Source organism: Roseovarius sp. PS-C2 (genome assembly GCF_018862045.1).
Taxonomy (GTDB): Bacteria; Pseudomonadota; Alphaproteobacteria; order Rhodobacterales; family Rhodobacteraceae; genus Roseovarius.
Window position 1 is genome coordinate 1 of record NZ_JAHKSQ010000014.1, and the last position, 24,633, is coordinate 24,633.

General features: G+C 62.1%; 20 protein-coding genes, 1 tRNA gene and 1 pseudogene. 17 read left to right on the forward strand and 5 right to left on the reverse strand.

Annotation, left to right across the window (positions count from 1 at the left end; translation table 11 throughout):
- From tuf to KPG71_RS18280, 16 genes and pseudogenes are all read left to right on the forward strand, one after another.
- Positions 1 to 131 (forward strand): annotated as a pseudogene (tuf, locus tag KPG71_RS18205) (elongation factor Tu); the annotation flags it as partial.
- Between the two features lie 343 nt (positions 132 to 474).
- Positions 475 to 1,335 (forward strand): MaoC family dehydratase N-terminal domain-containing protein, encoded by an 861-nt coding sequence (locus KPG71_RS18210; RefSeq protein WP_253196368.1) that lies wholly within the window; start codon positions 475 to 477, stop codon positions 1,333 to 1,335.
- Positions 1,332 to 2,570 carry a CoA transferase gene (locus KPG71_RS18215; RefSeq protein ID WP_216339987.1) on the forward strand — a complete coding sequence of 413 codons (1,239 nt, stop codon included), beginning with the start codon at positions 1,332 to 1,334 and terminating at the stop codon, positions 2,568 to 2,570. The genes KPG71_RS18210 and KPG71_RS18215 overlap by 4 nt, the downstream gene beginning before the upstream one ends.
- A gap of 97 nt (positions 2,571 to 2,667) precedes the next feature.
- Positions 2,668 to 2,743 (forward strand) — tRNA-Trp (locus KPG71_RS18220).
- Positions 2,744 to 2,968: 225 nt separating this feature from the next.
- Positions 2,969 to 3,706: a hypothetical protein gene (locus KPG71_RS18225; protein ID WP_216339989.1), complete on the forward strand. Its 738-nt coding sequence runs from the start codon at positions 2,969 to 2,971 to the stop codon at positions 3,704 to 3,706.
- 117 nt (positions 3,707 to 3,823) lie between these two features.
- Positions 3,824 to 4,021, forward strand: coding sequence for a preprotein translocase subunit SecE (secE, locus tag KPG71_RS18230; protein WP_073037726.1), 198 nt, complete (start codon positions 3,824 to 3,826; stop codon positions 4,019 to 4,021).
- Positions 4,022 to 4,214: 193 nt separating this feature from the next.
- Positions 4,215 to 4,748: a transcription termination/antitermination protein NusG gene (nusG, locus tag KPG71_RS18235; protein WP_073037728.1), complete on the forward strand. Its 534-nt coding sequence runs from the start codon at positions 4,215 to 4,217 to the stop codon at positions 4,746 to 4,748.
- Positions 4,749 to 4,854: 106 nt separating this feature from the next.
- Positions 4,855 to 5,280, forward strand: a complete 426-nt coding sequence (gene rplK / locus KPG71_RS18240; protein ID WP_216339991.1) for a 50S ribosomal protein L11 — start codon at positions 4,855 to 4,857, stop codon at positions 5,278 to 5,280.
- Between the two features lies 1 nt (position 5,281).
- On the forward strand, positions 5,282 to 5,980 hold the full coding sequence (gene rplA, locus KPG71_RS18245; protein ID WP_216339993.1) for a 50S ribosomal protein L1: 699 nt from the start codon (positions 5,282 to 5,284) through the stop codon (positions 5,978 to 5,980).
- 245 nt (positions 5,981 to 6,225) lie between these two features.
- A complete protein-coding gene (gene rplJ, locus KPG71_RS18250; protein WP_073037734.1) occupies positions 6,226 to 6,744 on the forward strand; it encodes a 50S ribosomal protein L10 in 519 nt (172 codons plus the stop codon).
- A gap of 75 nt (positions 6,745 to 6,819) precedes the next feature.
- Positions 6,820 to 7,200: a 50S ribosomal protein L7/L12 gene (rplL, locus tag KPG71_RS18255; protein ID WP_073037737.1), complete on the forward strand. Its 381-nt coding sequence runs from the start codon at positions 6,820 to 6,822 to the stop codon at positions 7,198 to 7,200.
- Between the two features lie 240 nt (positions 7,201 to 7,440).
- Entirely contained in the window at positions 7,441 to 11,583 is a 4,143-nt protein-coding gene (rpoB, locus tag KPG71_RS18260; protein WP_216339995.1) for a DNA-directed RNA polymerase subunit beta, read from the forward strand.
- Positions 11,584 to 11,663: 80 nt separating this feature from the next.
- Positions 11,664 to 15,908 carry a DNA-directed RNA polymerase subunit beta' gene (rpoC, locus tag KPG71_RS18265; protein ID WP_216339996.1) on the forward strand — a complete coding sequence of 1,415 codons (4,245 nt, stop codon included), beginning with the start codon at positions 11,664 to 11,666 and terminating at the stop codon, positions 15,906 to 15,908.
- A gap of 155 nt (positions 15,909 to 16,063) precedes the next feature.
- Positions 16,064 to 17,080, forward strand: coding sequence for a C4-dicarboxylate TRAP transporter substrate-binding protein (locus KPG71_RS18270; RefSeq protein WP_216339998.1), 1,017 nt, complete (start codon positions 16,064 to 16,066; stop codon positions 17,078 to 17,080).
- Between the two features lie 89 nt (positions 17,081 to 17,169).
- Positions 17,170 to 17,817 carry a TRAP transporter small permease subunit gene (locus KPG71_RS18275; protein ID WP_216340000.1) on the forward strand — a complete coding sequence of 216 codons (648 nt, stop codon included), beginning with the start codon at positions 17,170 to 17,172 and terminating at the stop codon, positions 17,815 to 17,817.
- On the forward strand, positions 17,817 to 19,217 hold the full coding sequence (locus KPG71_RS18280) for a TRAP transporter large permease (RefSeq protein ID WP_216340002.1): 1,401 nt from the start codon (positions 17,817 to 17,819) through the stop codon (positions 19,215 to 19,217). The genes KPG71_RS18275 and KPG71_RS18280 overlap by 1 nt, the downstream gene beginning before the upstream one ends.
- Before the next feature lie 5 nt (positions 19,218 to 19,222).
- Here KPG71_RS18280 and KPG71_RS18285 read toward each other — a convergent pair whose 3' ends face one another.
- Entirely contained in the window at positions 19,223 to 19,891 is a 669-nt protein-coding gene (locus KPG71_RS18285) for an NnrU family protein (protein WP_216340004.1), read from the reverse strand.
- A 158-nt stretch (positions 19,892 to 20,049) separates the two neighbouring features.
- On the opposite strand from KPG71_RS18285, the gene KPG71_RS18290 reads away from it, so the two are divergent.
- Positions 20,050 to 20,946: an FAD:protein FMN transferase gene (locus KPG71_RS18290; RefSeq protein ID WP_216340006.1), complete on the forward strand. Its 897-nt coding sequence runs from the start codon at positions 20,050 to 20,052 to the stop codon at positions 20,944 to 20,946.
- A 19-nt stretch (positions 20,947 to 20,965) separates the two neighbouring features.
- Here KPG71_RS18290 and KPG71_RS18295 read toward each other — a convergent pair whose 3' ends face one another.
- From KPG71_RS18295 to nirJ, 4 genes are read right to left on the reverse strand one after another with little or no spacing between them, the layout of a single operon-like run.
- On the reverse strand, positions 20,966 to 21,199 hold the full coding sequence (locus tag KPG71_RS18295; protein ID WP_216340009.1) for a hypothetical protein: 234 nt from the start codon (positions 21,197 to 21,199) through the stop codon (positions 20,966 to 20,968).
- Positions 21,196 to 21,936, reverse strand: coding sequence for a CbiX/SirB N-terminal domain-containing protein (locus KPG71_RS18300; protein ID WP_216340011.1), 741 nt, complete (start codon positions 21,934 to 21,936; stop codon positions 21,196 to 21,198). The genes KPG71_RS18295 and KPG71_RS18300 overlap by 4 nt, the downstream gene beginning before the upstream one ends.
- Positions 21,893 to 23,440, reverse strand: a complete 1,548-nt coding sequence (locus KPG71_RS18305; protein ID WP_216340013.1) for a nitrite reductase — start codon at positions 23,438 to 23,440, stop codon at positions 21,893 to 21,895. The genes KPG71_RS18300 and KPG71_RS18305 overlap by 44 nt, the downstream gene beginning before the upstream one ends.
- A complete protein-coding gene (gene nirJ / locus KPG71_RS18310; RefSeq protein WP_216340015.1) occupies positions 23,415 to 24,632 on the reverse strand; it encodes a heme d1 biosynthesis radical SAM protein NirJ in 1,218 nt (405 codons plus the stop codon). Before nirJ ends, KPG71_RS18305 begins: the two co-directional genes overlap by 26 nt.
- Between the last annotated feature and the right edge of the window lies 1 nt (position 24,633).

Below are 24,633 nucleotides of genomic sequence, written 5' to 3' on the forward strand. Positions count from 1 at the left end.
TGCCGGGCGACAACCTGAAGTTCGAAGTCGAACTGATCGCCCCGATCGCCATGGAAGACGGCCTGCGCTTCGCCATCCGCGAAGGCGGCCGCACCGTCGGCGCCGGCGTCGTCTCCAAAATCATCGAATAAGTCGACGATCATATCGGTTTGGAAGGGGCGCCCGTTCGGGCGCCCTTTTCTTTTTCCGGGGTATGGTTACCGGCGCGGTTTGACGGGTTTCGGGCAAAGCTGGGTCAATCCGCCGCAACGTGCGGTCGGTGGATCACCGGGTTTTCAGGTGCAGAAACAGCCGGTTTTCCTGCTGCGGTCCCGTCGGAACAGATCGGGTTTTTCCGATGTAAAACAACGCGGCTGCAAATTTTCTGCGTCTGCAGTATCGCGCAATGCATACCGTGGTATTCATCTAAGCTATTGAAAACTTGATTTTTTTCCAACTTCCCGCAGGCTTTAGGGAGCAGCGGAGGAGAGGCTTATGGATCAGTTGAACGTCAAGGCCTGGGAGGGGCGGACCGATCACGAGGAGGGCTGCATTTCCGAGCGGCGGGCCGCGGAAATCCATGCGACGCTGGGCGCAGGGCACGGACCGGCCCCGCGAGAGGGGGAGGAAATGGGCCCGCTGTGGCACTGGTGTGCGTTCAACCCGTCGGTTCCGCTGAATGAACTGGCGCGCGACGGGCACCCGGCGCTTGGGGATTTCCTGCCGCCCGTCCGGCTGGAACGGCGGATGTGGGCCAGCGGGGCGCTGAGTTTTGGCGCGCCGCTGCGTGTGGGCGAGAGGCTGAGCAGGCGATCCTTTATCCGCTCCGTGGCCGAGAAGGAGGGCAAGACCGGGCCGATGGTGCTGGTTTCGGTCGATCACAGGATTTATGGCGAACGGGGGCTGGCCATCGAGGAACGCCAGGACATCGTTTACTTGGACATCCCCGACAGGTTCCGCCCGCCCGCCGAGCGGCCCTTGCCGTCCGATCCGGTTCTGCACAGACGGCAGTCGATCAGCGAGGCCTTGCTGTTTCGCTATTCGGCGCTGACCTTCAATGCGCATCGCATCCATTACGACCTGCCTTATGCGCAGGAGGTCGAGCATTATCCCGGCCTTGTGGTGCATGGCCCTATGCAGGCGACATGGCTGATTCAGGCCGCGTGCCGCCACAAGGGCCGCCGCCCGCGCCATTTCGATTTCCGGGCGGTGCATCCGGTGTTCCTGACGCCGGGGGACAGCCGTGAGCTGGATATCATGGCGAGCGAGGATGAAACCGGCGCGCTTTTGCTGTGCACGGGGCAGGGTGGGCATCAGGGGATGCAGGCCACCGCGATGTGGGAGGAAACCGTATGACCCGGATATTGAAAGGGATGCGTGTGGTCGAGGGATCGGCTTTTGTCGCGGTGCCGCTTGCGGGGATGCAACTGGCGCAGATGGGGGCCGAGGTGATCCGGTTCGACCGTATCGAGGGCGGGCTGGACGCGGGGCGCTGGCCGCTGGTGCCATCGGGGCGCAGCCTGTTCTGGGCGGGGCTGAACAAGGGCAAGAAATCCATTGCCGTCAACATGCGCAGCCCCGAGGGGCAGGAGCTGATCACGCGGATCGTGACCGCGCCGGGCGAGGATGCGGGGCTGTTCCTGACCAACCTGCGGGTGCGCGGCTGGATGGATTACGAGACGCTCAGCCAGTATCGCCGCGATCTGGTCATGGTGACGCTGATGGGGGACAGGCATGGCCGCCCGCAGGTGGATTACACGGTGAACCCGGCGCTCGGCATTCCCGACATGACCGGCCCCGAGGATCATGACGCGCCTGTGGCCAGTGCGCTGCCGGCATGGGATCTGATCGCGGGGAACATGGTGGTGTCTTCGCTTTTGGCCGCCGAACGGCACCGTTTGCGCCACGGCGCGGGGCAGGAGGTGGAGATCGCGCTCAAGGACGTGGCGGCGGCGACCATCGGCCATCTGGGCATGATCGGCGATGCGGTTCTGAACGACGAGGAGCGCGGCAAGGCGGGTAATTCGCTGTATGGCGCCTATGGGCAGGATTTCATTTGTGCCTGCGGCCAGCGCGTGATGGTCATCGGCCTGACCGCGCGGCAATGGTCGGGGTTGGTCAAGATCACCGGGACCGGCCAGCAGATGGAGATGCTGGCGAAACGCTCGGGCCGCGATCTGCGCGATGAGGGTGTGCGGTGGGCGTTGCGCCATGAGATCACGGATATTCTGGCCCCGTGGTTCGCTGCGCGACGGGTCGGGGATTTTGCCGACTCGTTCGACAAGGCGGGTGTTACGTGGTCGATTTTCCGCAGCGTGAAAGAGGCGGTTAGGCACGATCCCGATCTGGGCGAGGCCAATCCGATGTTTTCCATGCTGGATCAGCCGGGGCTGGGCCGGTTTCCGGTGCCGGGCTGCCCGGCGGAGTTTTCGGCGCGGGCGCGCACCAAGCCTGCCCCGGCCCCGGAACTGGGCGAGCATACCGAGGAAATCCTGGGCGATGTGGCACGGCTGAGCGACACCGAGATATCGCAATTGTTCGACAAGGGCGTGGTGGAAAGCCCCCGTTATACGGCGCGGTCTGCCGCCTGAGCCGCGCGAAAGGGGGATATTTTCGGAAAAGCCGCGACAAAGTCCTGAAAGGCGGCTTGATTCCCGTGCGCATGTGCCTTAATTCGGCGCGAGGTACAGGGGTATAGCTCAGCTGGTAGAGCGACGGTCTCCAAAACCGTAGGTCGCGGGTTCGAACCCTGCTGCCCCTGCCAAAATCTCCAGCCGAATTGATGTTGTTTGTTGCGCCGGGTCGCCCGGTTCCGCGGTTTTCCGGGGATTGTGCGCGCCTTGGAAACTGTGCCGCAATTGCGGCCCGTATCTGCCATGATTTTGCCAGATTTCGGCCCCACTAATACCGTGAATCGACTGGGTCGCGGCAGGTGTCTGTATTTCCGGATATTGCCGCGTTGGGGGTGTTGATTTGAATGAGTGCTGCCATGACCGATGTGCCGGCGTCCAGTGAGCGCAGGGTGTCATACCTGCCGCATGACGGCGAGGAATTGCAGGGGACAACCCCGGAAGACGCGTGTTCGCCCGAGGTGGCGGAGGAAACCGCGGATCGTCTGATCCAGCGCATGATGCTGGACCAGAAGCGCGAGATGAATCGCAAGAGCCTGCCCGAGATCGCGCCGAGCGAACCCGACTCTGCGCCTGCCCCGGAGACCGGGACGGTGCGGCACAGCCGGAAGGTTTCCAAGCAGGTGGCCGAGGGGATTTTCGATCATGGAGATGCCGAACCGGATGCGGCGACCCCATCGCGCTTGCCGGGTATCCTGACCAGAGTGAAAGCCTACCGCCCGAGCCGCCGGACGCTGGTATTGTGCGGGCTTGCCGCGATCATGATCTGGCGGCCCTTGCTGATTCCGTCGCTTGTGCTCATCTTTGTTCTGGTCACGGCGATTGCCTATCTGACCCTTGGGCATGACCGGTTTTTTGAAATCCTGTCGGCGCGCTGGACGCGCTTTGCCGCGCGCCGCCCGGCAATGGCCGAAGGATTCAGGCGGCGGGCTGATGGGCTGGCATTGCGCTGGGATGCGATTCTGGACCGGCTGCCGGAAAAATGGGCCGGGCGCCTGGCCTTGCCGGATTTCTCCGATGCCGGAGCGGATCAAATGAAACTGGACGATGCGCCCGATCCGTTCGACCGTCTGGCCGCTGAACGACATCAAGGCTGAAACGCCGTCAGCATCGGGATATACGGATATGGCCAGGGGGCGACCCTTGGCCCTTGAATTTGTGCGCTGGCCCGCGTATGTGCCCCGTCAACCCGTATGAGAAAGAAGACAGCGCCCATGGCACGCACCAATCCGCTTCAATTCATTCAGCAGGTTCGCTCGGAAGTGGCCAAGGTTGTCTGGCCGACCCGCCGCGAAGTGCTGTTGACCACGGTGATGGTCTTTATCATGGCCGCGCTGACGGCTGTGTTCTTTGCCCTCGTCGATCTTGGCATTCGCAGCGGATTGCAGGGGATTCTGGCGCTGTTTGGCTGATCGGGCAGAAAATCCGGCCTTGGACCTTGAAATCAGGGGCGATGGGCGGTAATTGGCTGCACACTTCGGGACATGGCGCGCGGCGATTCGGGTTGCGCGCCGCTTTTTGTTTCGGAGACACGGGGTGAAACTCCCCTGCGAATTCTGGAATTTTCGGTCTTGTGGCCGGTAACGACAAGGGCATGGGTCGGACATGGCAAAACGGTGGTACTCGGTCAGTGTTCTCTCGAACTTCGAGAAGAAAATCGCCGAGCAGATCAGACAATCCGTTGCCGAGCAAAGCCTCGAAGATCAGATCGACGAAGTTCTGGTCCCCACTGAAGAAGTGATCGAGGTGCGTCGCGGCAAGAAGGTGACGACCGAGCGTCGTTTCATGCCCGGTTACGTACTGGTGCACATGGAAATGTCGGATCAGGGGTATCACCTGATCAACTCGATCAACCGGGTGACCGGGTTTCTTGGCCCGCAGGGCCGCCCGATGCCGATGCGCGATGCCGAGGTGAACGCGATCCTGAACCGCGTTCAGGAAGGCGAAGAGGCGCCGCGGACCCTGATCCATTTCGACGTGGGCGAAAAGGTCAAGGTCAACGATGGCCCGTTCGAGGATTTCGACGGCATGGTCGAGGAAGTGGACGAAGACAACCAGCGCCTCAAGGTGACGGTGTCGATCTTTGGCCGGGAAACCCCGGTGGAACTGGAATTCACTCAGGTCACCAAACAGGCCTGATGTGTGAGCCGTGGGAGGCGAGGGCGCCGCGGCGCCCGGACCGCACCACACAACTGAGACCCCGAAGGGCGCGCCCTGACGGGAGTTGGAAAGAAGGAGAGGCCAGATGGCCAAGAAACTCGCAGGCACGATGAAGTTGCAGGTGCCCGCAGGTCAGGCGAACCCGTCCCCGCCCGTGGGCCCGGCGCTTGGTCAGCGTGGGATCAACATCATGGAATTCTGCAAGGCGTTCAACGCCAAGACGCAGGAAATGGAGCCCGGTGCGCCGTGCCCGACCGTGATCACGTATTATCAGGACAAGTCCTTTGACATGGACATCAAGACGCCCCCCGCGTCTTACTACCTGAAGAAGGCCGCCAAGCTGAAATCCGGGGCGAACACTCCGGGTCGTGCGACCGTTGGATCGGTGACCACCAAGCAGGTGCGTGAAATCGCCGAAGCGAAGTGGAAAGACCTGAACGCAAACGACGTCGAAGCCGCGATGAAGATCATCCTCGGCAGCGCGCGTTCCATGGGCATCGAGGTGAAGTAAGATGGCAAAGCTTGGAAAACGTACCCGCGCCGCCCGTGAAGCCTTTGCTGGCAAGGAAAACCTGAGCGTCGAAGACGCCGTTGCCCTGGTCAAGGCCAATGCAAACGCCAAGTTCGACGAAACCATCGAGATTTCGATGAATCTGGGTGTCGATCCGCGTCACGCCGATCAGATGGTCCGTGGTGTCGTCGGCCTGCCGAACGGCACCGGCAAGGACGTGCGCGTTGCCGTGTTCGCCCGTGGCCCGAAGGCCGAAGAAGCCCAGGCCGCCGGTGCCGATATCGTCGGTGCCGAAGACCTGATGGAAACCGTTCAGGGCGGCACGATCGAATTCGACCGCTGCATCGCAACCCCGGACATGATGCCGATCGTCGGCCGTCTGGGCAAGGTGCTGGGCCCGCGTAACCTGATGCCGAACCCCAAGGTGGGCACGGTGACCATGGACGTGGCGGATGCCGTCAAGAACGCCAAGGGCGGTGAAGTGCAGTTCAAGGCCGAAAAGGCCGGTGTGGTTCACGCCGGTGTCGGCAAGGCGTCCTTCGACGAGGGCAAGCTGGTCGAAAACGTGCGCGCTTTCGTGGCCGCCGTTTCCAAGGCCAAGCCGACCGGCGCCAAGGGCACCTATATGAAGAAGATCTCGCTGACCTCGACCATGGGTCCGGGTGTCAGCATTGACGTGTCCAACGCCGCGTCTGAATAAGAATTTGCGCCGGTCCTGACGGGCCGGTGTGAATGGCGGGGCCGCGAACCGGCCCCGTCCTGTCCGAGATGGAGGGTTGGGCGAACGTCCAATAATTCCTTCCTGAGATGGGGAACGAGATGAGATTCAGCGAAGGCTGCCGCCTTCGGGTGATCTTGGGCTCGGGACCCTGAAATTGGACCCGAACGGCGGGGCGACCCGCCAAACTTGAGCCGGGGGGAGACCCCCAAAACTGGAGTGAAACTGTGGATAGAGCCCAGAAAGAGAAAGTGGTCGAGGAACTCGGCCAGATCTTCGAAAGCTCTGGCGTCGTAGTGGTTGCCCACTACGCGGGTCTGACAGTTGCCGAGATGCAGGATCTTCGTGCGCGCGCCCGCGACGCCGAAGCCTCCGTTCGCGTCGCCAAGAACAGGCTCGCCAAGATCGCCCTTGAGGGCAAGCCGTGCGAAAGCATTGGCCAATACCTCTCGGGTATGACCGTTCTGACCTATTCCGAAGACCCCGTGTCGGCCGCCAAGGTCGCCGAAGGGTTCGCCAAGGACAACTCGAAATTCGAGATCCTCGGCGGTGCAATGGGTTCGGACGCTCTGGACCGTGCCGGTGTCAAAGCCGTGTCCGACATGCCGTCGCGCGAAGAGCTGCTTGCTCAGATCGCCGGTATGCTGGGTGCGCCCGCTTCGAACATCGCCGGTGCAATTGGCGCCCCTGCTTCGAACATCGCGAGCATCCTTTCGACCATCGAAGAGAAGGCGGAAGCTGCGTAAGCGAGCAACTGGAATATCTGCGTATGGGTTATTGCCCGACGTTGGAACACATCTTAATACGGAAAGAGCTGAAAAATGGCTGATCTGAAAAAACTGGCTGAAGAGATCGTTGGTCTGACGCTTCTCGAAGCACAAGAACTGAAAACCATCCTGAAGGACGAGTACGGCATCGAGCCCGCAGCAGGCGGCGCTGTCATGATGGCGGGTCCGGCAGGCGACGCAGGCGGCGCAGCCGCTGAAGAGCAAACCGAGTTCGACGTCATCCTGAAGTCGGCCGGCGCCTCCAAGATCAACGTGATCAAGGAAGTCCGCGGCATCACCGGCCTGGGCCTGAAAGAAGCCAAAGAGCTGGTCGAAGCCGGTGGCAAGGCCGTCAAGGAAGGCGCTTCGAAAGAAGAAGCCGAAGACATCAAGTCGAAGCTGGAAGCAGCCGGCGCAGAAGTCGAGCTCAAATAATCGGCTTTCCGGGGCAACCCGGAGCGATTTGTCAGGCTGGGTCCGGATTTCCGGGCCCAGCCGAACCTGTCTCAGAAAGGCCCTGACGGAACAGGGGTTTTCTAAGGCGAGGTTCACGCGATCGGGAGGCCCCTGGTGGGACAGGGGCCGGGAATGGATCGCACCCGCCATCTCGGATGGTTGCGCTGCTGGGGCCCGACAGCGCGCGCAGCCAGTGAGAAACGAAAGGTGACCAGACACATGGCTCAGACCTTCCTTGGCCAGAAACGTTTGCGCAAATATTTCGGCAAAATCCGCGAAGTGCTGGATATGCCGAACCTGATCGAGGTTCAGAAATCCTCGTATGATCTTTTCCTGAAATCCGGCGACCAGCCCGAGCCGCAGGACGGCGAGGGGATCAAAGGTGTTTTCCAGTCGGTCTTCCCGATCAAGGATTTCAACGAAACCAGCGTGCTGGAGTTCGTGAATTACGATCTGGAACGTCCGAAATACGATGTCGAAGAATGCATGCAGCGCGACATGACCTACAGCGCCCCGCTGAAGGTGACGCTGCGCCTGATCGTGTTCGATGTCGACGAGGATACCGGCGCCAAGTCGGTGAAAGACATCAAGGAACAGGACGTGTTCATGGGCGACATGCCCCTGATGACGCCGAACGGCACGTTCATCGTGAACGGCACCGAACGCGTGATCGTCAGCCAGATGCACCGCAGCCCCGGCGTGTTCTTCGACCATGACAAGGGCAAGACCCACAGCTCGGGCAAACTGCTGTTCGCCTGCCGGATCATTCCCTATCGCGGATCGTGGCTGGACTTCGAATTCGACGCCAAGGATATCGTGTTCGCCCGGATCGACCGTCGCCGCAAACTGCCGGTGACGACCCTGCTCTATGCCCTCGGGCTGGATCAGGAAAGCATCATGGATGCCTATTACGACACGGTCGATTACAAGCTGAAGAAGAACAAGGGCTGGGTCACCAAGTTCTTCCCCGAGCGTGTGCGCGGCACGCGCCCGACCTACGATCTGGTCGATGCCAAGTCGGGCGAAGTGATCGCCGAAGCTACCAAGAAAGTGACGCCGCGCGCGGTCAAGAAGCTGATCGACGATGGCGAAGTGACCGAATTGCTGCTGCCGTTCGAGTTGATCGCGGGCAAGTTCGTGGCGCGCGACATCATCAACGAGGAAACCGGCGCGATCTATGTCGAGGCCGGTGACGAGCTGACGATCGAGCGTGACAAGGATGGCGATATCATCGGTGGCACGGTCAAGGAACTGCTGGATGCGGGCATCACCGACATTCCGGTTCTGGACATCGACAACATCAATGTCGGCCCCTACATCCGCAACACCATGGCTGCGGACAAGAACATGAACCGCGAAACCGCGCTCATGGATATCTACCGCGTCATGCGCCCCGGTGAGCCGCCGACGGAAGAGGCCGCTTCGGCCCTGTTCGACACGCTGTTCTTCGATTCCGAGCGCTATGATCTGAGTGCCGTGGGCCGTGTGAAGATGAACATGCGCCTTGCGCTGGACAAGCCGGATACGCAACGCACGCTGGACCGCGAAGACATCGTCGCCTGCATCAAGGCGCTGGTGGACCTGCGTGACGGCAAGGGCGATATCGACGATATCGACCACCTCGGCAACCGTCGTGTGCGGTCGGTCGGCGAGCTGATGGAAAACCAGTACCGCGTCGGCCTGCTGCGCATGGAGCGCGCCATCAAGGAACGCATGAGCAGCGTCGAGATTGACACTGTCATGCCGCAGGATCTGATCAACGCGAAACCCGCAGCCGCCGCGGTGCGTGAATTCTTCGGCTCGTCGCAGCTGTCGCAGTTCATGGACCAGACCAACCCGCTGTCGGAAGTTACCCACAAACGCCGCCTGTCGGCGCTTGGGCCGGGTGGTCTGACGCGTGAGCGCGCGGGCTTCGAGGTGCGCGACGTGCACCCGACGCACTATGGCCGGATGTGCCCGATTGAAACGCCGGAAGGGCCGAACATCGGCCTGATCAACTCGCTGGCGACGTTTGCGCGCGTGAACAAGTACGGCTTTATCGAAACGCCCTATCGCAAGGTCGACAACGGTAAAGTCACCGACGACGTGGTCTATATGTCCGCGACCGAGGAAATGCGCCACACCGTCGCGCAGGCCAACGCCAAGCTGGACGAAGACGCCAGGTTCGTGAACGATCTGGTTTCGACCCGTCAGTCGGGCGAATACATGCTGGCGCCGAACGAGTCTGTCGATCTGATCGACGTGTCGCCCAAGCAGCTGGTCTCGGTTGCCGCGTCGCTTATTCCGTTCCTGGAAAACGACGACGCCAACCGCGCGCTGATGGGGTCGAACATGCAACGTCAGGCCGTGCCGACGCTGCGCTCGGAGGCGCCGCTGGTCGGCACCGGGATCGAGGGTGTCGTGGCCCGTGACTCGGGCGCGTCGATCATGGCGAAACGTGCCGGTGTCATCGACCAGGTCGATGCGGCCCGTATCGTTGTGCGCGCCACCGAGGATCTGGAAATCGGCGATCCGGGTGTCGATATCTACCGGATGCGCAAATTCCAGCGTTCGAACCAGAACACCTGCATCAACCAGCGCCCGCTGGTGAAAGTGGGTGACAAGGTGCAGAAAGGTGAGGTGATCGCCGATGGTCCGTCCACCGATATGGGGGAACTGGCGCTTGGCAAGAACGTCGTCGTCGCCTTCATGCCTTGGAACGGCTACAACTACGAGGACTCGATCCTGATCTCGGAGCGGATCGCGCAGGATGACGTGTTCACCAGCGTCCATATCGAGGAATTCGAAGTGGCCGCGCGCGACACCAAGCTGGGGCCGGAAGAGATCACCCGCGATATCCCGAACGTGGGCGAGGAAGCGCTGCGCAACCTCGACGAGGCGGGTATCGTCTATATCGGTGCCGACGTGGAGCCGGGCGATATTCTGGTGGGCAAGATCACCCCCAAGGGCGAAAGCCCGATGACGCCGGAAGAAAAGCTGCTGCGCGCCATCTTCGGTGAAAAGGCCAGCGATGTGCGCGACACGTCGCTGCGCGTGAAGCCGGGGGATTATGGCACCGTGGTCGAGGTGCGTGTGTTCAACCGCCACGGCGTCGAAAAAGACGAACGTGCGCTTCAGATCGAGCGCGAGGAAGTCGAGCGTCTGGCCCGCGACCGGGACGACGAACTGGCGATCCTCGATCGCAACATCTATGCGCGTCTCAAGTCGCTGATCCTGGGCAAGGTTGCCGTCAAGGGGCCGAAAGGCGTCAAGGCGAATTCCGACATCACCGAAGAGTTGCTGGAAACGCTGACCAAGGGTCAGTGGTGGCAGCTGGCCCTGAAGGATGAAAAGGACGCCCAGATCGTCGAAGCCCTGAACGAGCAGTACGAGCAGCAGAAACGCACGCTCGAAGCCCGCTTTGAGGACAAGGTCGAGAAAGTCCGCCGTGGCGACGACCTGCCGCCGGGTGTGATGAAGATGGTCAAGGTCTTCATCGCCGTGAAGCGCAAGCTGCAGCCGGGCGACAAGATGGCCGGGCGTCACGGGAACAAGGGTGTGATTTCCAAGGTCGTGCCGATGGAGGACATGCCGTTCCTTCAGGACGGGACGCCGGTCGATTTCTGCCTCAACCCGCTGGGTGTTCCGTCGCGGATGAACGTCGGTCAGATCCTCGAAACCCACATGGGCTGGGCCGCGCGCGGCCTTGGCATCAAGGTGGACGAGGCATTGCAGGAATACCGCCGGTCGGGCGATCTGACCCCGGTACGCGAAGCGATGAAACTGGCCTATGGCGAGGATGTCTATGACGAAGGCATCGCCGGCATGGACGAAGGCCAGCTTGTCGAAGCGGCGGGCAACGTGACGCGCGGTGTGCCGATCGCAACGCCGGTCTTCGACGGTGCGAAAGAGGCCGACGTGAACGACGCGCTCAAGCGTGCCGGGTTCGATGAATCGGGCCAGTCCGTTCTGTATGACGGGCGCACGGGCGAACAGTTCAGCCGTCCGGTGACTGTGGGTGTCAAATACCTGCTGAAACTGCACCACCTGGTCGACGACAAGATCCACGCACGTTCGACCGGGCCGTACAGCCTTGTCACGCAGCAGCCCCTGGGCGGTAAGGCCCAGTTCGGCGGCCAGCGTTTCGGTGAGATGGAGGTCTGGGCACTGGAAGCTTATGGCGCCGCTTACACCTTGCAGGAAATGCTGACGGTGAAATCGGACGACGTGGCAGGCCGGACCAAGGTCTACGAGTCGATCGTCAAGGGCGAGGACAATTTCGAAGCCGGCGTGCCGGAATCGTTCAACGTCCTGGTCAAGGAAGTGCGCGGCCTCGGCCTCAACATGGAACTCCTGGATGCGGAGGAGGAAGACGCGGAGTGACGTTTTCCAGGGGTGTGCAGTGAATGCACACCCTACGCCACCCCTTCTCCACCGCACCCTCTCAGAATTGAGGACATGAAATGAACCAGGAACTCACAAACAACCCGTTCAACCCGGCCGCCCCGGCCAAGGTGTTCGACGAGATCAAGGTCAGCCTTGCCAGCCCCGAGCGTATCCTCAGCTGGTCCTACGGCGAGATCAAGAAACCCGAAACGATCAACTACCGCACGTTCAAGCCCGAGCGCGACGGTCTGTTCTGTGCGCGCATTTTCGGCCCGATCAAGGACTACGAATGCCTGTGCGGCAAATACAAGCGGATGAAATACCGCGGCGTCGTCTGCGAAAAATGCGGTGTCGAGGTGACGCTGCAAAAGGTTCGCCGCGAACGCATGGGCCATATCGAACTGGCCGCGCCCTGTGCGCATATCTGGTTCCTCAAGTCGCTGCCGTCGCGCATCGGCCTGATGCTGGACATGACCCTGCGTGATCTGGAACGCGTCCTGTATTTCGAAAACTACGTGGTGATCGAACCCGGCCTGACGGATCTGACCTATGGCCAGATGCTGTCGGAAGAAGAATACATGGACGCCCAGGATGCCTATGGCATGGACGCCTTTACCGCCAATATCGGTGCCGAGGCGATCCGCGAGATGTTGCAGAACATCGACCTCGAAGCCGAGGCCGAGCAACTGCGCGCCGATCTGGCCGAAGCCACGGGTGAGCTGAAGCCCAAGAAGATCATCAAGCGCCTCAAGGTCGTGGAATCCTTCATCGAATCCGGCAACCGCCCGGAATGGATGGTGATGACGGTGATCCCGGTCATCCCGCCCGAACTGCGCCCGCTGGTGCCGCTGGACGGTGGCCGTTTCGCCACGTCGGACCTGAACGATCTGTATCGCCGCGTGATCAACCGGAACAACCGCCTCAAGCGCCTGATCGAACTGCGCGCGCCCGATATCATCGTGCGCAACGAAAAGCGGATGCTGCAGGAATCCGTGGATGCGCTGTTTGACAACGGTCGCCGTGGCCGTGTCATCACCGGCGCCAATCGTCGTCCGCTGAAATCGCTCTCGGACATGCTCAAGGGCAAGCAGGGCCGGTTCCGTCAGAACCTTCTGGGGAAACGGGTCGACTTTTCGGGCCGTTCGGTCATCGTGACCGGCCCGGAACTGAAGCTGCATCAGTGCGGCCTGCCCAAGAAGATGGCGCTGGAACTGTTCAAGCCGTTCATCTACTCGCGGCTGGAAGCCAAGGGCATGTCCTCGACCGTGAAGCAGGCCAAGAAGCTGGTGGAAAAGGAACGCCCCGAAGTCTGGGATATCCTTGACGAGGTGATCCGCGAACATCCCGTGCTGCTGAACCGTGCGCCGACGCTGCACCGTCTGGGCATTCAGGCGTTCGAGCCGGTGCTGATCGAAGGCAAGGCCATTCAGTTGCACCCGCTGGTCTGCTCGGCCTTCAACGCCGACTTCGACGGCGACCAGATGGCCGTGCACGTTCCGCTGAGCCTCGAGGCGCAGCTGGAAGCGCGTGTGCTGATGATGTCGACGAACAACGTTCTGTCGCCCGCCAACGGCGCACCGATCATCGTTCCGTCGCAGGATATGGTTCTGGGCCTCTACTATACCTCGATCATGCGCGAAGGCATGAAGGGCGAAGGCATGGCCTTTGCCTCGATCGAAGAGGTGCAGCACGCGCTGGACGCCGGTGAAGTGCACATGCACGCCAAGATCACGGCGCGCGTTCCTCAGATCGACGAGGAAGGCAACGAGGTCATGCAGCGGTTCGAAACCACGCCGGGCCGTGTGCGCATCGGCGCGCTTCTGCCGCTCAATGCCAAGGCGCCGTTCAGCCTTGTCAACAAGCTGCTGCGCAAGAAGGAAGTGCAGCAGACGATTGACACCGTGTACCGTTATTGCGGGCAGAAAGAGTCGGTCATTTTCTGCGATCAGATCATGTCGATGGGCTTCAAGGAGGCGTTCCGCGCCGGGATCAGCTTTGGCAAGGACGACATGGTGATCCCCGACCAGAAATGGACGATCGTCGAAGACACCCGTGAGCAGGTGAAAGGCTTTGAACAGCAGTACATGGACGGCCTGATCACTCAGGGCGAAAAGTACAACAAGGTGGTCGATGCCTGGTCGAAGTGTAACGATCAGGTCACCGACGCGATGATGAACACCATTTCGGCCGAGGTGCGTGACGAAAATGGCGCGGTGAAAGAACCCAACAGCGTTTACATGATGGCCCACTCGGGCGCGCGGGGGTCGGTCACGCAGATGAAGCAGCTCGGCGGTATGCGCGGCCTGATGGCCAAGCCGAACGGCGACATCATTGAGACGCCGATCATCTCGAACTTCAAGGAAGGTCTGACCGTTCTGGAGTATTTCAACTCCACCCACGGTGCCCGTAAGGGTCTGTCGGATACCGCCCTGAAGACTGCGAACTCGGGCTATCTGACCCGCCGTCTGGTCGATGTGGCGCAGGACTGCATCGTGCGCGAGCACGATTGCGGGACCGACCGCGCGATTACCGCTGAAGCGGCTGTCAACGACGGCGAAGTCGTCGCGACGCTGGGCGAACGTGTTCTGGGCCGTGTCGCGGCAGAAGATATCGTGAACCCGACGACCGAAGAGGTGATCGTCAAGGAAGGCGAGCTGATCGACGAACGTACCGCCGATGCCATCGAGGCTGCCGCCGTGCAAACGGCGCGTATCCGCAGCCCGCTGACCTGTGAGGCCGAGGATGGCGTTTGCGCGATGTGCTATGGCCGTGACCTGGCGCGCGGCACGATGGTGAACACCGGCGAGGCCGTGGGCATCATCGCGGCGCAGTCGATCGGTGAACCCGGTACGCAGCTGACGATGCGGACCTTCCACATCGGCGGCGTCGCGCAGGGTGGTCAGCAGTCCTTCCAGGAAGCCAGCCAATCGGGCACGATCGTGTTCGAAAATGCGCAGACGCTGGAAAACGCGTCGGGTGAAACGCTGGTCATGGGCCGCAACATGAAGCTGCGGATCATGGGCGAAAACGACGCCGAACTGGCCAGCCACAAGGTGGGCTACGGGACCAAGCTGTTCGTCAAGGACGGCGACAAGATCGAACGTGGTGACAAGCTGTTCGAATGGGATCCGTACACCCTGCCGATCCTGGCCGAGAAGGCGGGTACCGCCAAGTTCGTGGATCTGACCAGCGGTGTATCGGTGCGCGACGTGACCGACGATGCCACCGGCATGACCCAGAAGATCGTGACCGACTGGCGCGCAGCGCCCAAGGGCAACGAACTCAAGCCCGAGGTGCTTGTCCTGGGTGACGATGGCGAGCCGGTCCGCAACGATGCGGGCAATCCGGTGACCTATCCGATGTCGGTGGACGCGATCCTGTCGATCGAAGACGGCCAGAAGATCGAGGCCGGCGACGTGGTCGCGCGTATCCCGCGCGAAGGCGCCAAGACCAAGGACATCACCGGCGGTCTGCCGCGTGTGGCCGAACTGTTCGAGGCACGCCGTCCCAAGGATCACGCGATCATCGCGGAAATCGACGGGTATGTGCGGTACGGGCGCGACTACAAGAACAAGCGCCGTATCAGCATCGAACCCGCCGACGAATCGATGGAGCCGGTCGAGTACATGGTGCCCAAGGGCAAGCACATCCCCGTTCAGGAAGGGGATTTTGTCCAGAAGGGCGATTACATCATGGACGGCAACCCGGCGCCGCATGACATCCTGTCCATCATGGGGGTCGAGGCCCTTGCCGATTACATGATCGACGAGGTGCAGGACGTCTATCGCTTGCAGGGCGTGAAGATCAACGACAAGCACATCGAGGTTGTCGTGCGCCAGATGCTGCAGAAGTGGGAGATTCTCGACAGCGGGGATACCACGCTTCTGAAAGGCGAGCATGTGGACAAGGCCGAGTTCGACGCGGCGAACGAAAAGTCGATTGCCAAGGGCGGTCGTCCGGCACAGGGCGAACCGATCCTGCTGGGTATCACCAAGGCATCGCTGCAGACGCGCTCGTTCATCTCGGCGGCATCGTTCCAGGAAACCACCCGCGTGCTGACCGAAGCCTCGGTTCAGGGCAAGCGCGACAAACTGGTGGGTCTCAAGGAGAACGTCATCGTGGGCCGTCTGATTCCGGCTGGTACGGGTGGCGCGACCCAGAAGGTCCGTCACATCGCGCAAAGCCGCGATAACGTCGTGATCGAAGCCCGCCGTGAAGAGGCTGAGGCCGCAGCGGCCCTGGCGGCACCGGTCGAAGACGATATCATCGGTGGCGACGATTTCGACAACCTGGTGAATACGCCGGAAAGCCGCGAAGACTGATCCCGGATCGGGACGGTTCAGAAAATCTGGCCCCGCCGGTTGTTCCGGCGGGGTTTTTTCTTGCTACGGCTGACGGTTTACAAGTGCCGCGGGGGCGGGCAATCTCCCTGTAACGGGCTATAGCCCGGTCAAAATACAAATAAGGGAGAACACTGATGCGCAAACTGCTTGGAAAAACCGCGATTGCGGCGCTGACGCTGGCCTTTGCCACCGAAGCGATGGCAACCGAATGGAATGTCTCGCTGTGGGGCAAACGCCGTGCGTTTACTGAAAACACCGAAAAGCTGGCCGAACTGGTCGCCGAGAAGACGAATGGCGAGTTCACCCTGAATATCAGCTATGGTGGCCTGTCCAAGAACCGTGAAAACCTTGACGGTATCAGCATCGGTGCATTCGAAATGGCGCAGTTCTGCGCAGGCTACCACCGCGACAAGAACCCGACGATCACGGTTCTGGAGTTGCCGTTCCTCGGTGTCGAGACGCTGGAACAGGAACGTGAATTGTCGATGGCGCTCTATGAGCAACCCGCCGTCAAGGAGGATCTGGCCCGCTGGAACGCGACCCTGCTGATGCCGTCGCCGATGCCGCAATATAACCTTGTCGGCCTTGGCGATGCGCCGCGGACGCTTGAGGATTTTGCGGGCCTGAGCGTGCGCGCCACCGGCGGGATCGGCGCGGCGATGGAAGCGGTGGGCGCCGTGCCGACCTCGATGTCGGCCACCGAGGTGCGGCAGTCTCTGGATAGCGGCGTGATCACGGCGGCAGCGTTTGCGCCGCATGCGCATATGTCGTTCGGCACGATCGAGAATGCCAAGTGGTGGACCACCAATCTGAACCCCGGCACAGTGAACTGCCCGGTGGTGGTGAATACCGATGCCTTGGAGGGGCTGTCCGATGAGCATCGCGAGGCGCTGCTCAGCTCGGTTGACGAAGCGTTGGACTATTACGTGGACAATTACACCAACAACACGATGAATGCCTGGGGTCCGGCGCTGGATGAGCGCGGGATCGAGCGGATCAGCTATGATGCCGATGCACTGGCCGCGTTCCGCGACAAGGTGGCAGGCCCTGCCGCCGAGGCATGGATCGCAGACATGAGCGCCCGTGGCCTGCCCGCGCAGGAGCTTTACGATTTCGCCACTGCGAAACTGGCCGAACTGAAGGGCGAGTGATCGCCGGATCTGATGCCTGTGGCCGCGTCCGGTTGTGTCCGGGCGCGGCCCATCGGGTTATGCCATAATCAAAAACAAAGGGGGCCGGGATGGCAGGTGCCGCATCTGTGCTGTCAGATGACAGCCGCCTCAGCCGGATTGACCAGACGCTCTATAAACTGGAGCGTTTCCTCGCGCTGTTGAGCGGTCTGGCGGTATTCGCGTTGATGATCCTCGCGGTGGTCTCGGTCGCGGGGCGTAATTTCTTCAATCAGCCCTTGCCCGGCTATGTCGACTGGATCGAACAGGCGATGCCGTTGATCGCCTTCATGGGGGTCGCCTATACGCAGCGCGACGGCGGACATATCCGCATGGATATCGTTGTGGGCGCGCTCAGGGGGCGGTGGCTGTATCTGGCCGAGATCGTCACGACGCTCGCCATTCTGATCTTGATGGTGCTGCTGGTCTGGGGCAGCTGGGCGCATTTCGAGCGCAGCTTCGATTGGAACGCGCCGCTCTGGAGCCGGGACAGTTCGATGGATATCGCCTTGCCGATCTGGCCGGCCAAATTGCTGGCGCCGGTGGCGTTTTCGGTGCTGTGCCTGCGTCTGGTCCTGCAGCTCTGGGGCTTTGGCCGCGCCTTTTGGCGCGGTGAGGCGCAGCCCGTTGCCGTGCCTCTGGTTCTGGATGTGGCGACGCAGGCCGCGCAGGAGGCCGAACATGTCAGTACCCGTGAAGACGGCGAGGGAGAGGTCTGATGGATACGATCGACATCGGACTTGCCGTTACCGGCGGATTGCTTGTTCTCGTGGTGCTTGGGATGCGCGTGGCCTTTGCTGCGGGTTTGGCCGGGCTGGTCGGGCTGATCTGGATATTCTGGTCCAAGAAGGGCTATGCGCCCGATGATTTCGGCTGGGCGCTGACCGTGGCGGTCAAGACCGCCGGTCAGGTGCCACATTCCAAGGTCAGTTCGCAAGCGCTGAGCCTGATTCCCACCTTCATCCTGATCGGGTATCTGGCCTATTACGCCGGGCTGACCCGCGCGCTGTTCGAGGCCGCCAAGCGCTGGATCGCGTGGGTGCCGGGGGGATTGGCTGTGTCCACCGTCTTTGCCACGGCCGGGTTCGCGGCCGTATCGGGGGCGAGCGTGGCCACGTCAGCGGTTTTCGCGCGTATCGCCATCCCCGAGATGCTGAAGATCGGCTATGACAAGCGGTTCGCCGCAGGGGTCGTGGCCGCGGGCGGGACACTGGCCAGCCTCATCCCACCCTCGGCGATTTTGGTGATCTATGCGATCATCGTGGAGCAGGATGTTGGCAAGCTGTTGCTGGCCGGGTTCATCCCCGGCGCCTTTTCGGCGTTGATCTATGGGCTGCTGATCGTCGGGCTGGCCTTGACGATCAAGGGCTTCGGCCCGCCGGTGGGCGGGTTTACGTGGCGCGAACGGCTGGTGTCGCTGCCGCCGGCGCTGCCCATCGTTCTGGTCGTCGTGACGATCATCTTTTTCGTTTACAACCCGTTTGGCGGCGATGCCTGGGGCACGCCCACCGAAGGCGGCGCCATCGGGGCCTTCATCGTGTTCCTCATGGCGGTCTGGCGGGGCATGCGCTGGACCGAGCTGAAAGACGCCTTGCTGGAAACCGCCAAGCTGAGCGTGATGATCTTTACCATCATCTGGGGCGTGCTGATCTATGTGCGCTTTCTGGGGTTCGCCGATCTTCCGGGGGCGTTTGCCGACTGGATCACGTCGCTGACCCTGTCGCCCATGCTGATCCTGATCTGCATCCTGCTGGCCTATGCGGTGCTGGGGATGTTCATGGATGCCATCGGCATGCTGCTGTTGACGCTGCCGGTGGTTTACCCGGCGGTCATGGCCCTGAACGGGGGCGAATTCGTAAGCGCCGCTGACAGCGCCTTTGGCATGTCGGGGCAGATGTGCGCGATCTGGTTCGGCATCCTCGTGGTCAAGATGGCCGAGTTCTGCCTGATCACGCCGCCCATCGGGCTGAACTGCTTTGTCGTGGCCGGGGTGCGCCCGGATCTGAGCGTTCAGGACGTGTTCCGGGGGGTGATGCCGTTCTTTATCGCGGATGCGATCACGATCGGCCTGCTGGTGGCGTTCCCGATGATCGTGCTGTGGCTGCCGGGCCTGGCCTGATCCGTTCAGGGCAGGGGGCTGACCCCGAACAGCCAGGGATGCAGCGCGATTAGCCCGATGTAGAGCGCGACGCCAAGAGCGATGCGTAGCACCGCCCCGGACACCGAGGTGGGCGCAGGCAGGAGGGGGCCGGCCCGAACGGAGTGGTCCAGTTGTTGCCAGCGGGGGCCCAACTCACGCTTGCGCCGCCGGGTGATCAAGAGCTGGCCCAACAGGGCAAACAGCGCGAAGATGCCGAACACGATCACATGCGCCAGATCCCCGTTCGGGACCATATGCGCCAGCGCCCAGATCGCCAGTGCCGCCAGCAAGGGATGGCGCAGGTAGCGGACGATGCCGGGATGTGCGGGGTCGAACCTGTCGTTATGTGCGCCGCCAAAGGAAAACGGGTTGGGGCGGCCAAGCGACAGCGCAACGATCAGGCAGACAACGCCCATGACCGTCAAGGGCACGTGGGTTTGCCACGCTGCGCGGTCCCACAGGGCCACATAGGGCGCGCGCCCCGCCGCCGCGATGATCCAACCCAGTATGGCCACGGACAAGGCGGAATATACTGCGGTAAATCCGGTTTGCCCCAGACGCCGTACCAACCACGGCCGCACCGGGGGGCGTACCGGAATCGAATGGCTGAGGAAAAAGACCACAAAGGCCAGTATGAATTCGCTCCACCCCATGTCCGTGCCTCGATTATCCGGGGCATCACCCCCATTGTGCAAATGATCGTGTTCACGCGTGTATAGCATTGACGAAAGTCAAACACCTGAACTGTGCCGTCTTCTAGCGTTTTCGGAAAGGTCAGCCCATCCCCGACCAATCGAAAGGTAAGGCACGCATGACATGGACACGCCGACGGTTCCTGACGATCACGGCAGCGGCTGTGGCTGTGCCTTCGGTGACCCTGTCAGGCGGGGACGCGCAATGGAACGGGCATGCGATGGGGGCGCGTGCGCGGATGACCCTGTCAGGTGTGAGCGCTTTGGAGGCGCGTCCTGTCTTTGCCACTATCGAGACCGAACTGGACCGGCTGGAGCGTATCTTCAGCCTCTATCGGTCGGACAGTGCGCTTGTCCGGCTGAACCGGACTGGCCGGTTGCAGGCCGTGCCATCCGATCTGCGCGAAGTTCTGCGGATTTGCGGGGCGCTGCATGATGCGACGGGTGGCGCGTTCGATCCGACGGTGCAACCCATGTGGGAGGCCCTTGCCCGGCACGGGAATGTCGCCGAGGCCCGCGCGCGTATCGGCTGGCATCGGGTTCAACACGAAGGGACCGGGCTGAGGCTGAGCGAACCGGGCATGGCGCTGACGCTGAACGGCATTGCACAAGGATATGTGACCGACCGGATCGCGGCGCTGCTGCGCGCGCGGGGATATCGCGATATCCTGGTGGATATGGGCGAAGTGGCCGGGTTCGGACGGTCCCCCGAAGGCGGGGCATGGCAGGCGGGAATAGGCAAAGCCGATGGTGAGATCGTCCGGCGCGTTACGCTGAAGGATCGCGCGCTGGCCACCTCGTCACCCATGGGAACGGTTCTGGATGCTTCGGGGCGTCAGGGGCATATCCTCGATCCGCGCGGCAATGGCGGGCCGGTTCATGATACGGCCTCTGTCTCGGCGCCGAGTGCCGCCGTGGCGGATGGGCTGTCGACCGCGCTGTGCCTGCTGTCCCGGCGAGAGGCCCGACAGGCCGTGGCGTGTTTCAACGGCGCGCGGATCGAATTCATGGGCTAGGGGGATCGTCCCTCGCGGGTCATTTCCGCCCTTCAGCCTCGTCGATCAGACCTTGTACCCAGCGGGTGGTGGCCCAGTTGATCGGTATTCCCAAAGGCACGCATAGGATCAGCGCCGTAACAGGTGACAGGGCGGGCCAGCCGATGGCCTGCCACATCAGCCCCAGCATGAACAGGTTGATCGCCACCGCCAAAGCGGTGAATGGGTAAAGCAGCAGGTAAAGCCGTCCAAAGCGGGGGGGTGTGCCGGTCATGCTGTCACCGTTTCGCGGGTCAGGGCCTGCGCGACAAGGGCCGGAGCCTGCGGAGCGCAGCCGATGGGGGCAAGGCAAACGCCCTTGAAATCGGTCAGCGCCAACGCCTCTGGGATGTCCTCCTGCACATGCCCGCCAGCCGCCGCAAAGAACGGCAGGCAGATGGATTTTTCCCCCAGACTCAAGGCCATATCGGCCAGATAGGGCGATTCTTCCACGAAGCCCACGCGCATCTCGGCAAAGGCGAGGTGACGGGCCAGCGCACGGGCAAAATCCTGTGTGTCGCGTGCCGAACGATCGCTGCGCCCGGACCCATGCGCGGCGATGAACAGCCGCGTATCGGCAGCCTGCCAGCCATGTTCGGCCAAAACGTCCTGCAACATCCGAGCGGCCATTTCCGGCAGGCCGCTGTCCTGTCCGAAGGGCGGTAAGACATGGGCGGAGCGTGCAGCGATACGTTGTTGCAACGCGTCGCTGGTGAACCACCCGCCGGTCATGAACAGCGGATAGATCGCCGCGCCGGGCCCGGTGGCCTGAAAAGCACGGTCCAGCGCGCCGGGGTTGGCCAGTGTCGCGCTTTCGATCTGCCAGCCGGGCAGGGCGCGCGCCACCTGTGCGGCGAACCCTGCAAGGGCCGCTTCGGCGGGGGCCGGATCGGACGGTTGCCCGTGGCTGACGATGATCGCACGGTCCTTAATGGCTGGTGCCCTCCGAGAAGGTGATCTTGTTGAACACATTGTATTTTCCCGATGGTTTGCGCATGGGCAGGCGTTTCACGATCTCCAGGGTTTCCGCGTCATAGACCAGCACCTCGCCGTCATCCTCCCAAACCGAGACGAGCGCGTATTGTCCGTCGCGGGTGAATTCCACATGGGCCACAGTGGCCCCCGGCACGGGTTGCAGCGTCTTGACGATGTCCAGCGTCTGCTTGTCGATCACGTGCATCAGATCGCGGTTGGGCCCGAAGAACACGTCGGCCCAGAAATAGGGGCTGTTTTCGTGACTGCGCAGGAAGAACCCCGGCCCGGCGGTTTCGATGGTGTCGGTAACGCTCCAGTCCTGGGTGTCGATGATCGAAAGCACTCCCTCTTCCAGGTGTGGGGTGGCCATCACCCGGCGGCCATCCTTGTCCCATGAAATGCCCGAGCCCAGATGCGGCATGCCGGGCAGGGGCAGTTCGGCGATCTCGCGCCCGACATTCAGGTTGACGACGACGCCCTTGCCGGTGGTGCGCGCCGCGCCGATCAGGTTGCGGTAATCGTCGGTGAAAAAGAAATCGTCCAGCGGCGCGCTCAACATGATCCGGCGGCGGGCGAACAATCCTTCGGAGGAGGGCAGCCCCTCGATCATGCCTTTCTCGCGCGAGTGAACGAAGCCTTCATAGACGGCGTCGGCATCCGGATCGGTCGCGACCTCCCAGATTTCCGGCGTGTCCTTGAGCGCCAGTATGAAGCTGCGCCGCTGCGGGGCCTGATACACAGCCGACACGCGGCTCTTGCGCCCGTCCTTGCCCACCACCGGCATGACCATTTCAACACCGAGGTCTTCGGTGGACAGGATCGTCAGTGTCATCGGCAGATAGTTCGCCACCGCCAGATGCTTGCCATCGGAACTGATGGCGATGTTGCGGCTGTTCAGGCCCGCCCGGACTCGGCCCACCTGATGCAATGACCATATGTCGTATTTCTGCACCCAGCCATCGCGCGACATGATGAACACATACCGGCCCTCGGGGCTGAACTTGGGCCCGCCATGCACGGCAAAGGGGGTCTCGAAACGGTCCAGCACCTCGAACGTGTCCCCATCCAGGACGCTGACATGATGATCGCCCGTTTCCACGACCAGCGTGATGTTCAGCGGATCGGCATCGAACACCGGAGCATTCGCCGGCGTATAGTCGGGATCGAGCCACAGGGTTTCCGCGATATCCTCGGTCTGCCATTCCGGATCGGTGTCGAGCGGGGTTTGCAGGTATTCGGCCAGCGCCGCGATGTCCTGTGGCTCAAGGATATCTTCAAAGGCGGGCATCTGGGTGGCGGCGCGGCCATGGGCAATCACCTTTTCAAGGTTTGGCCCACGCATCCGCCCCAATGTCTGCGGGATCAGGGCAGGGCCGGTGCCGCCAAGGCGGTGATCGCCATGACAGACTGCGCATTCGTCCGCATAGGTTTGTGCCGGATCGGCATGGGCTGCCATCGCCGCAAGGGCGAGCACACTAGTTAAAGCGATGAGCCGGGTCATGTCTCTTGCCTCGGAAGGGGGTGACGGTCAGGCGCTCGGCGTGGGTTTCGACGCCGATCTCGTCGTTGCTCAGGTAGCAGGCCGGGTCTTCGGCCCACGGGTCGCCGGTCAGTTGCAAGGCGCGGATACGGGTGTTGCCGCCGCAAACCGATTTGAAGGCGCAGGCTCCACAGCGCCCCTTGAGCGGGCGTGGGCGGCGGCGCAACTGCGCCAGCATCGGATCGTCGCCCGTCCAGAGATCGGAAAAGGCCTGTGTCTTGACATTGCCGATGGTGTAATCCGACCAGTAGGTATCGGGATGGACACGCCCCAGAGTGTCGATATTGGCCACCCCCAGCCCCGAGGAATTGCCGCCCCAGGCTTCGAGATGGTCGCGCAGGTTGGCAAGGCGGGCATCGTCGAAATGGCGCTCGGCCCATCGCATCAGATAGACCGCGTCGGCATCGTTGTTGCCGGTCACGATGTCCAGGGGCATGTCTTCGGCTGCCGCCACCCAGGCCCGGTCGATCAACTGATCGAGCGCAGCGCGGGTATGGTCGTGTACGGCGTCTTCGCCCCGGTTCTTGTCGCCCCGGCCCGCATAGACCAGATGCGACAGGTAAAACTTGTCCACGCCTTCGTCATCGCAAAGCTGCAACAGGTCAGACAATTGCCCGGCATTGTCACGCGTCAGGGTGAACCGCAGCCCGACCTTGATGCCCCGTTTCTTGCATTCGCGCACGCCGCGCAAAGCCTCGTCGAACGCCCCGTCGACACCGCGAAACCAGTCATTCGTCTTGCCGATTCCGTCAATCGAGATGCCGACATAGTCGAACCCGATCTCGGCCACGCGGTCGGCATTTTCACCGTGAATCTTGGTCCCGTTGGTCGACAGCGCCAGCATTCGCACCTTGGGGCGCGCCGCTTTGGCGATATCGAAGAAATCGAAGCGATCCAGAGGTTCCCCACCCGACAGGATCAGCGCGGGGATGCCGAAATGCCCCAGATCGTCCAGCGTGTCCATCGCTTGCTCGTGGGTCAACTCGCCGGGAAAATCCACATTTGCCGAGACGGTATAGCAATGCCGGCAGCGCAGGTTGCAGCGCCGTGTCAGATTCCAGATCACCACCGGTTTGACCGGCCCGCTGCCGCGTCTTTGGCGAACGGGGGTGGGGGTGACCAATTGGTGCATGTATTCCGAGAGGCGAAACATC

Coding starts and splice junctions, on each gene's coding strand:
- KPG71_RS18280 (WP_216340002.1), top strand. CDS start 17,817: ATGGATACGATCGACATCGGACTTGCCGTTACCGGCGGATTGCTTGTT.
- KPG71_RS18210 (WP_253196368.1), top strand. CDS start 475: ATGGATCAGTTGAACGTCAAGGCCTGGGAGGGGCGGACCGATCACGAG.
- KPG71_RS18225 (WP_216339989.1), top strand. CDS start 2,969: ATGACCGATGTGCCGGCGTCCAGTGAGCGCAGGGTGTCATACCTGCCG.
- rpoC (WP_216339996.1), top strand. CDS start 11,664: ATGAACCAGGAACTCACAAACAACCCGTTCAACCCGGCCGCCCCGGCC.
- secE (WP_073037726.1), top strand. CDS start 3,824: ATGGCACGCACCAATCCGCTTCAATTCATTCAGCAGGTTCGCTCGGAA.
- rpoB (WP_216339995.1), top strand. CDS start 7,441: ATGGCTCAGACCTTCCTTGGCCAGAAACGTTTGCGCAAATATTTCGGC.
- KPG71_RS18300 (WP_216340011.1), bottom strand. CDS start 21,936: ATGTGTTCAACAAGATCACCTTCTCGGAGGGCACCAGCCATTAAGGAC.
- KPG71_RS18275 (WP_216340000.1), top strand. CDS start 17,170: ATGGCAGGTGCCGCATCTGTGCTGTCAGATGACAGCCGCCTCAGCCGG.
- KPG71_RS18305 (WP_216340013.1), bottom strand. CDS start 23,440: ATGACCCGGCTCATCGCTTTAACTAGTGTGCTCGCCCTTGCGGCGATG.
- KPG71_RS18295 (WP_216340009.1), bottom strand. CDS start 21,199: ATGACCGGCACACCCCCCCGCTTTGGACGGCTTTACCTGCTGCTTTAC.
- KPG71_RS18285 (WP_216340004.1), bottom strand. CDS start 19,891: ATGGGGTGGAGCGAATTCATACTGGCCTTTGTGGTCTTTTTCCTCAGC.
- nirJ (WP_216340015.1), bottom strand. CDS start 24,632: ATGTTTCGCCTCTCGGAATACATGCACCAATTGGTCACCCCCACCCCC.
- rplA (WP_216339993.1), top strand. CDS start 5,282: ATGGCAAAGCTTGGAAAACGTACCCGCGCCGCCCGTGAAGCCTTTGCT.
- nusG (WP_073037728.1), top strand. CDS start 4,215: ATGGCAAAACGGTGGTACTCGGTCAGTGTTCTCTCGAACTTCGAGAAG.
- rplL (WP_073037737.1), top strand. CDS start 6,820: ATGGCTGATCTGAAAAAACTGGCTGAAGAGATCGTTGGTCTGACGCTT.
- KPG71_RS18270 (WP_216339998.1), top strand. CDS start 16,064: ATGCGCAAACTGCTTGGAAAAACCGCGATTGCGGCGCTGACGCTGGCC.
- KPG71_RS18290 (WP_216340006.1), top strand. CDS start 20,050: ATGACATGGACACGCCGACGGTTCCTGACGATCACGGCAGCGGCTGTG.
- rplK (WP_216339991.1), top strand. CDS start 4,855: ATGGCCAAGAAACTCGCAGGCACGATGAAGTTGCAGGTGCCCGCAGGT.
- KPG71_RS18215 (WP_216339987.1), top strand. CDS start 1,332: ATGACCCGGATATTGAAAGGGATGCGTGTGGTCGAGGGATCGGCTTTT.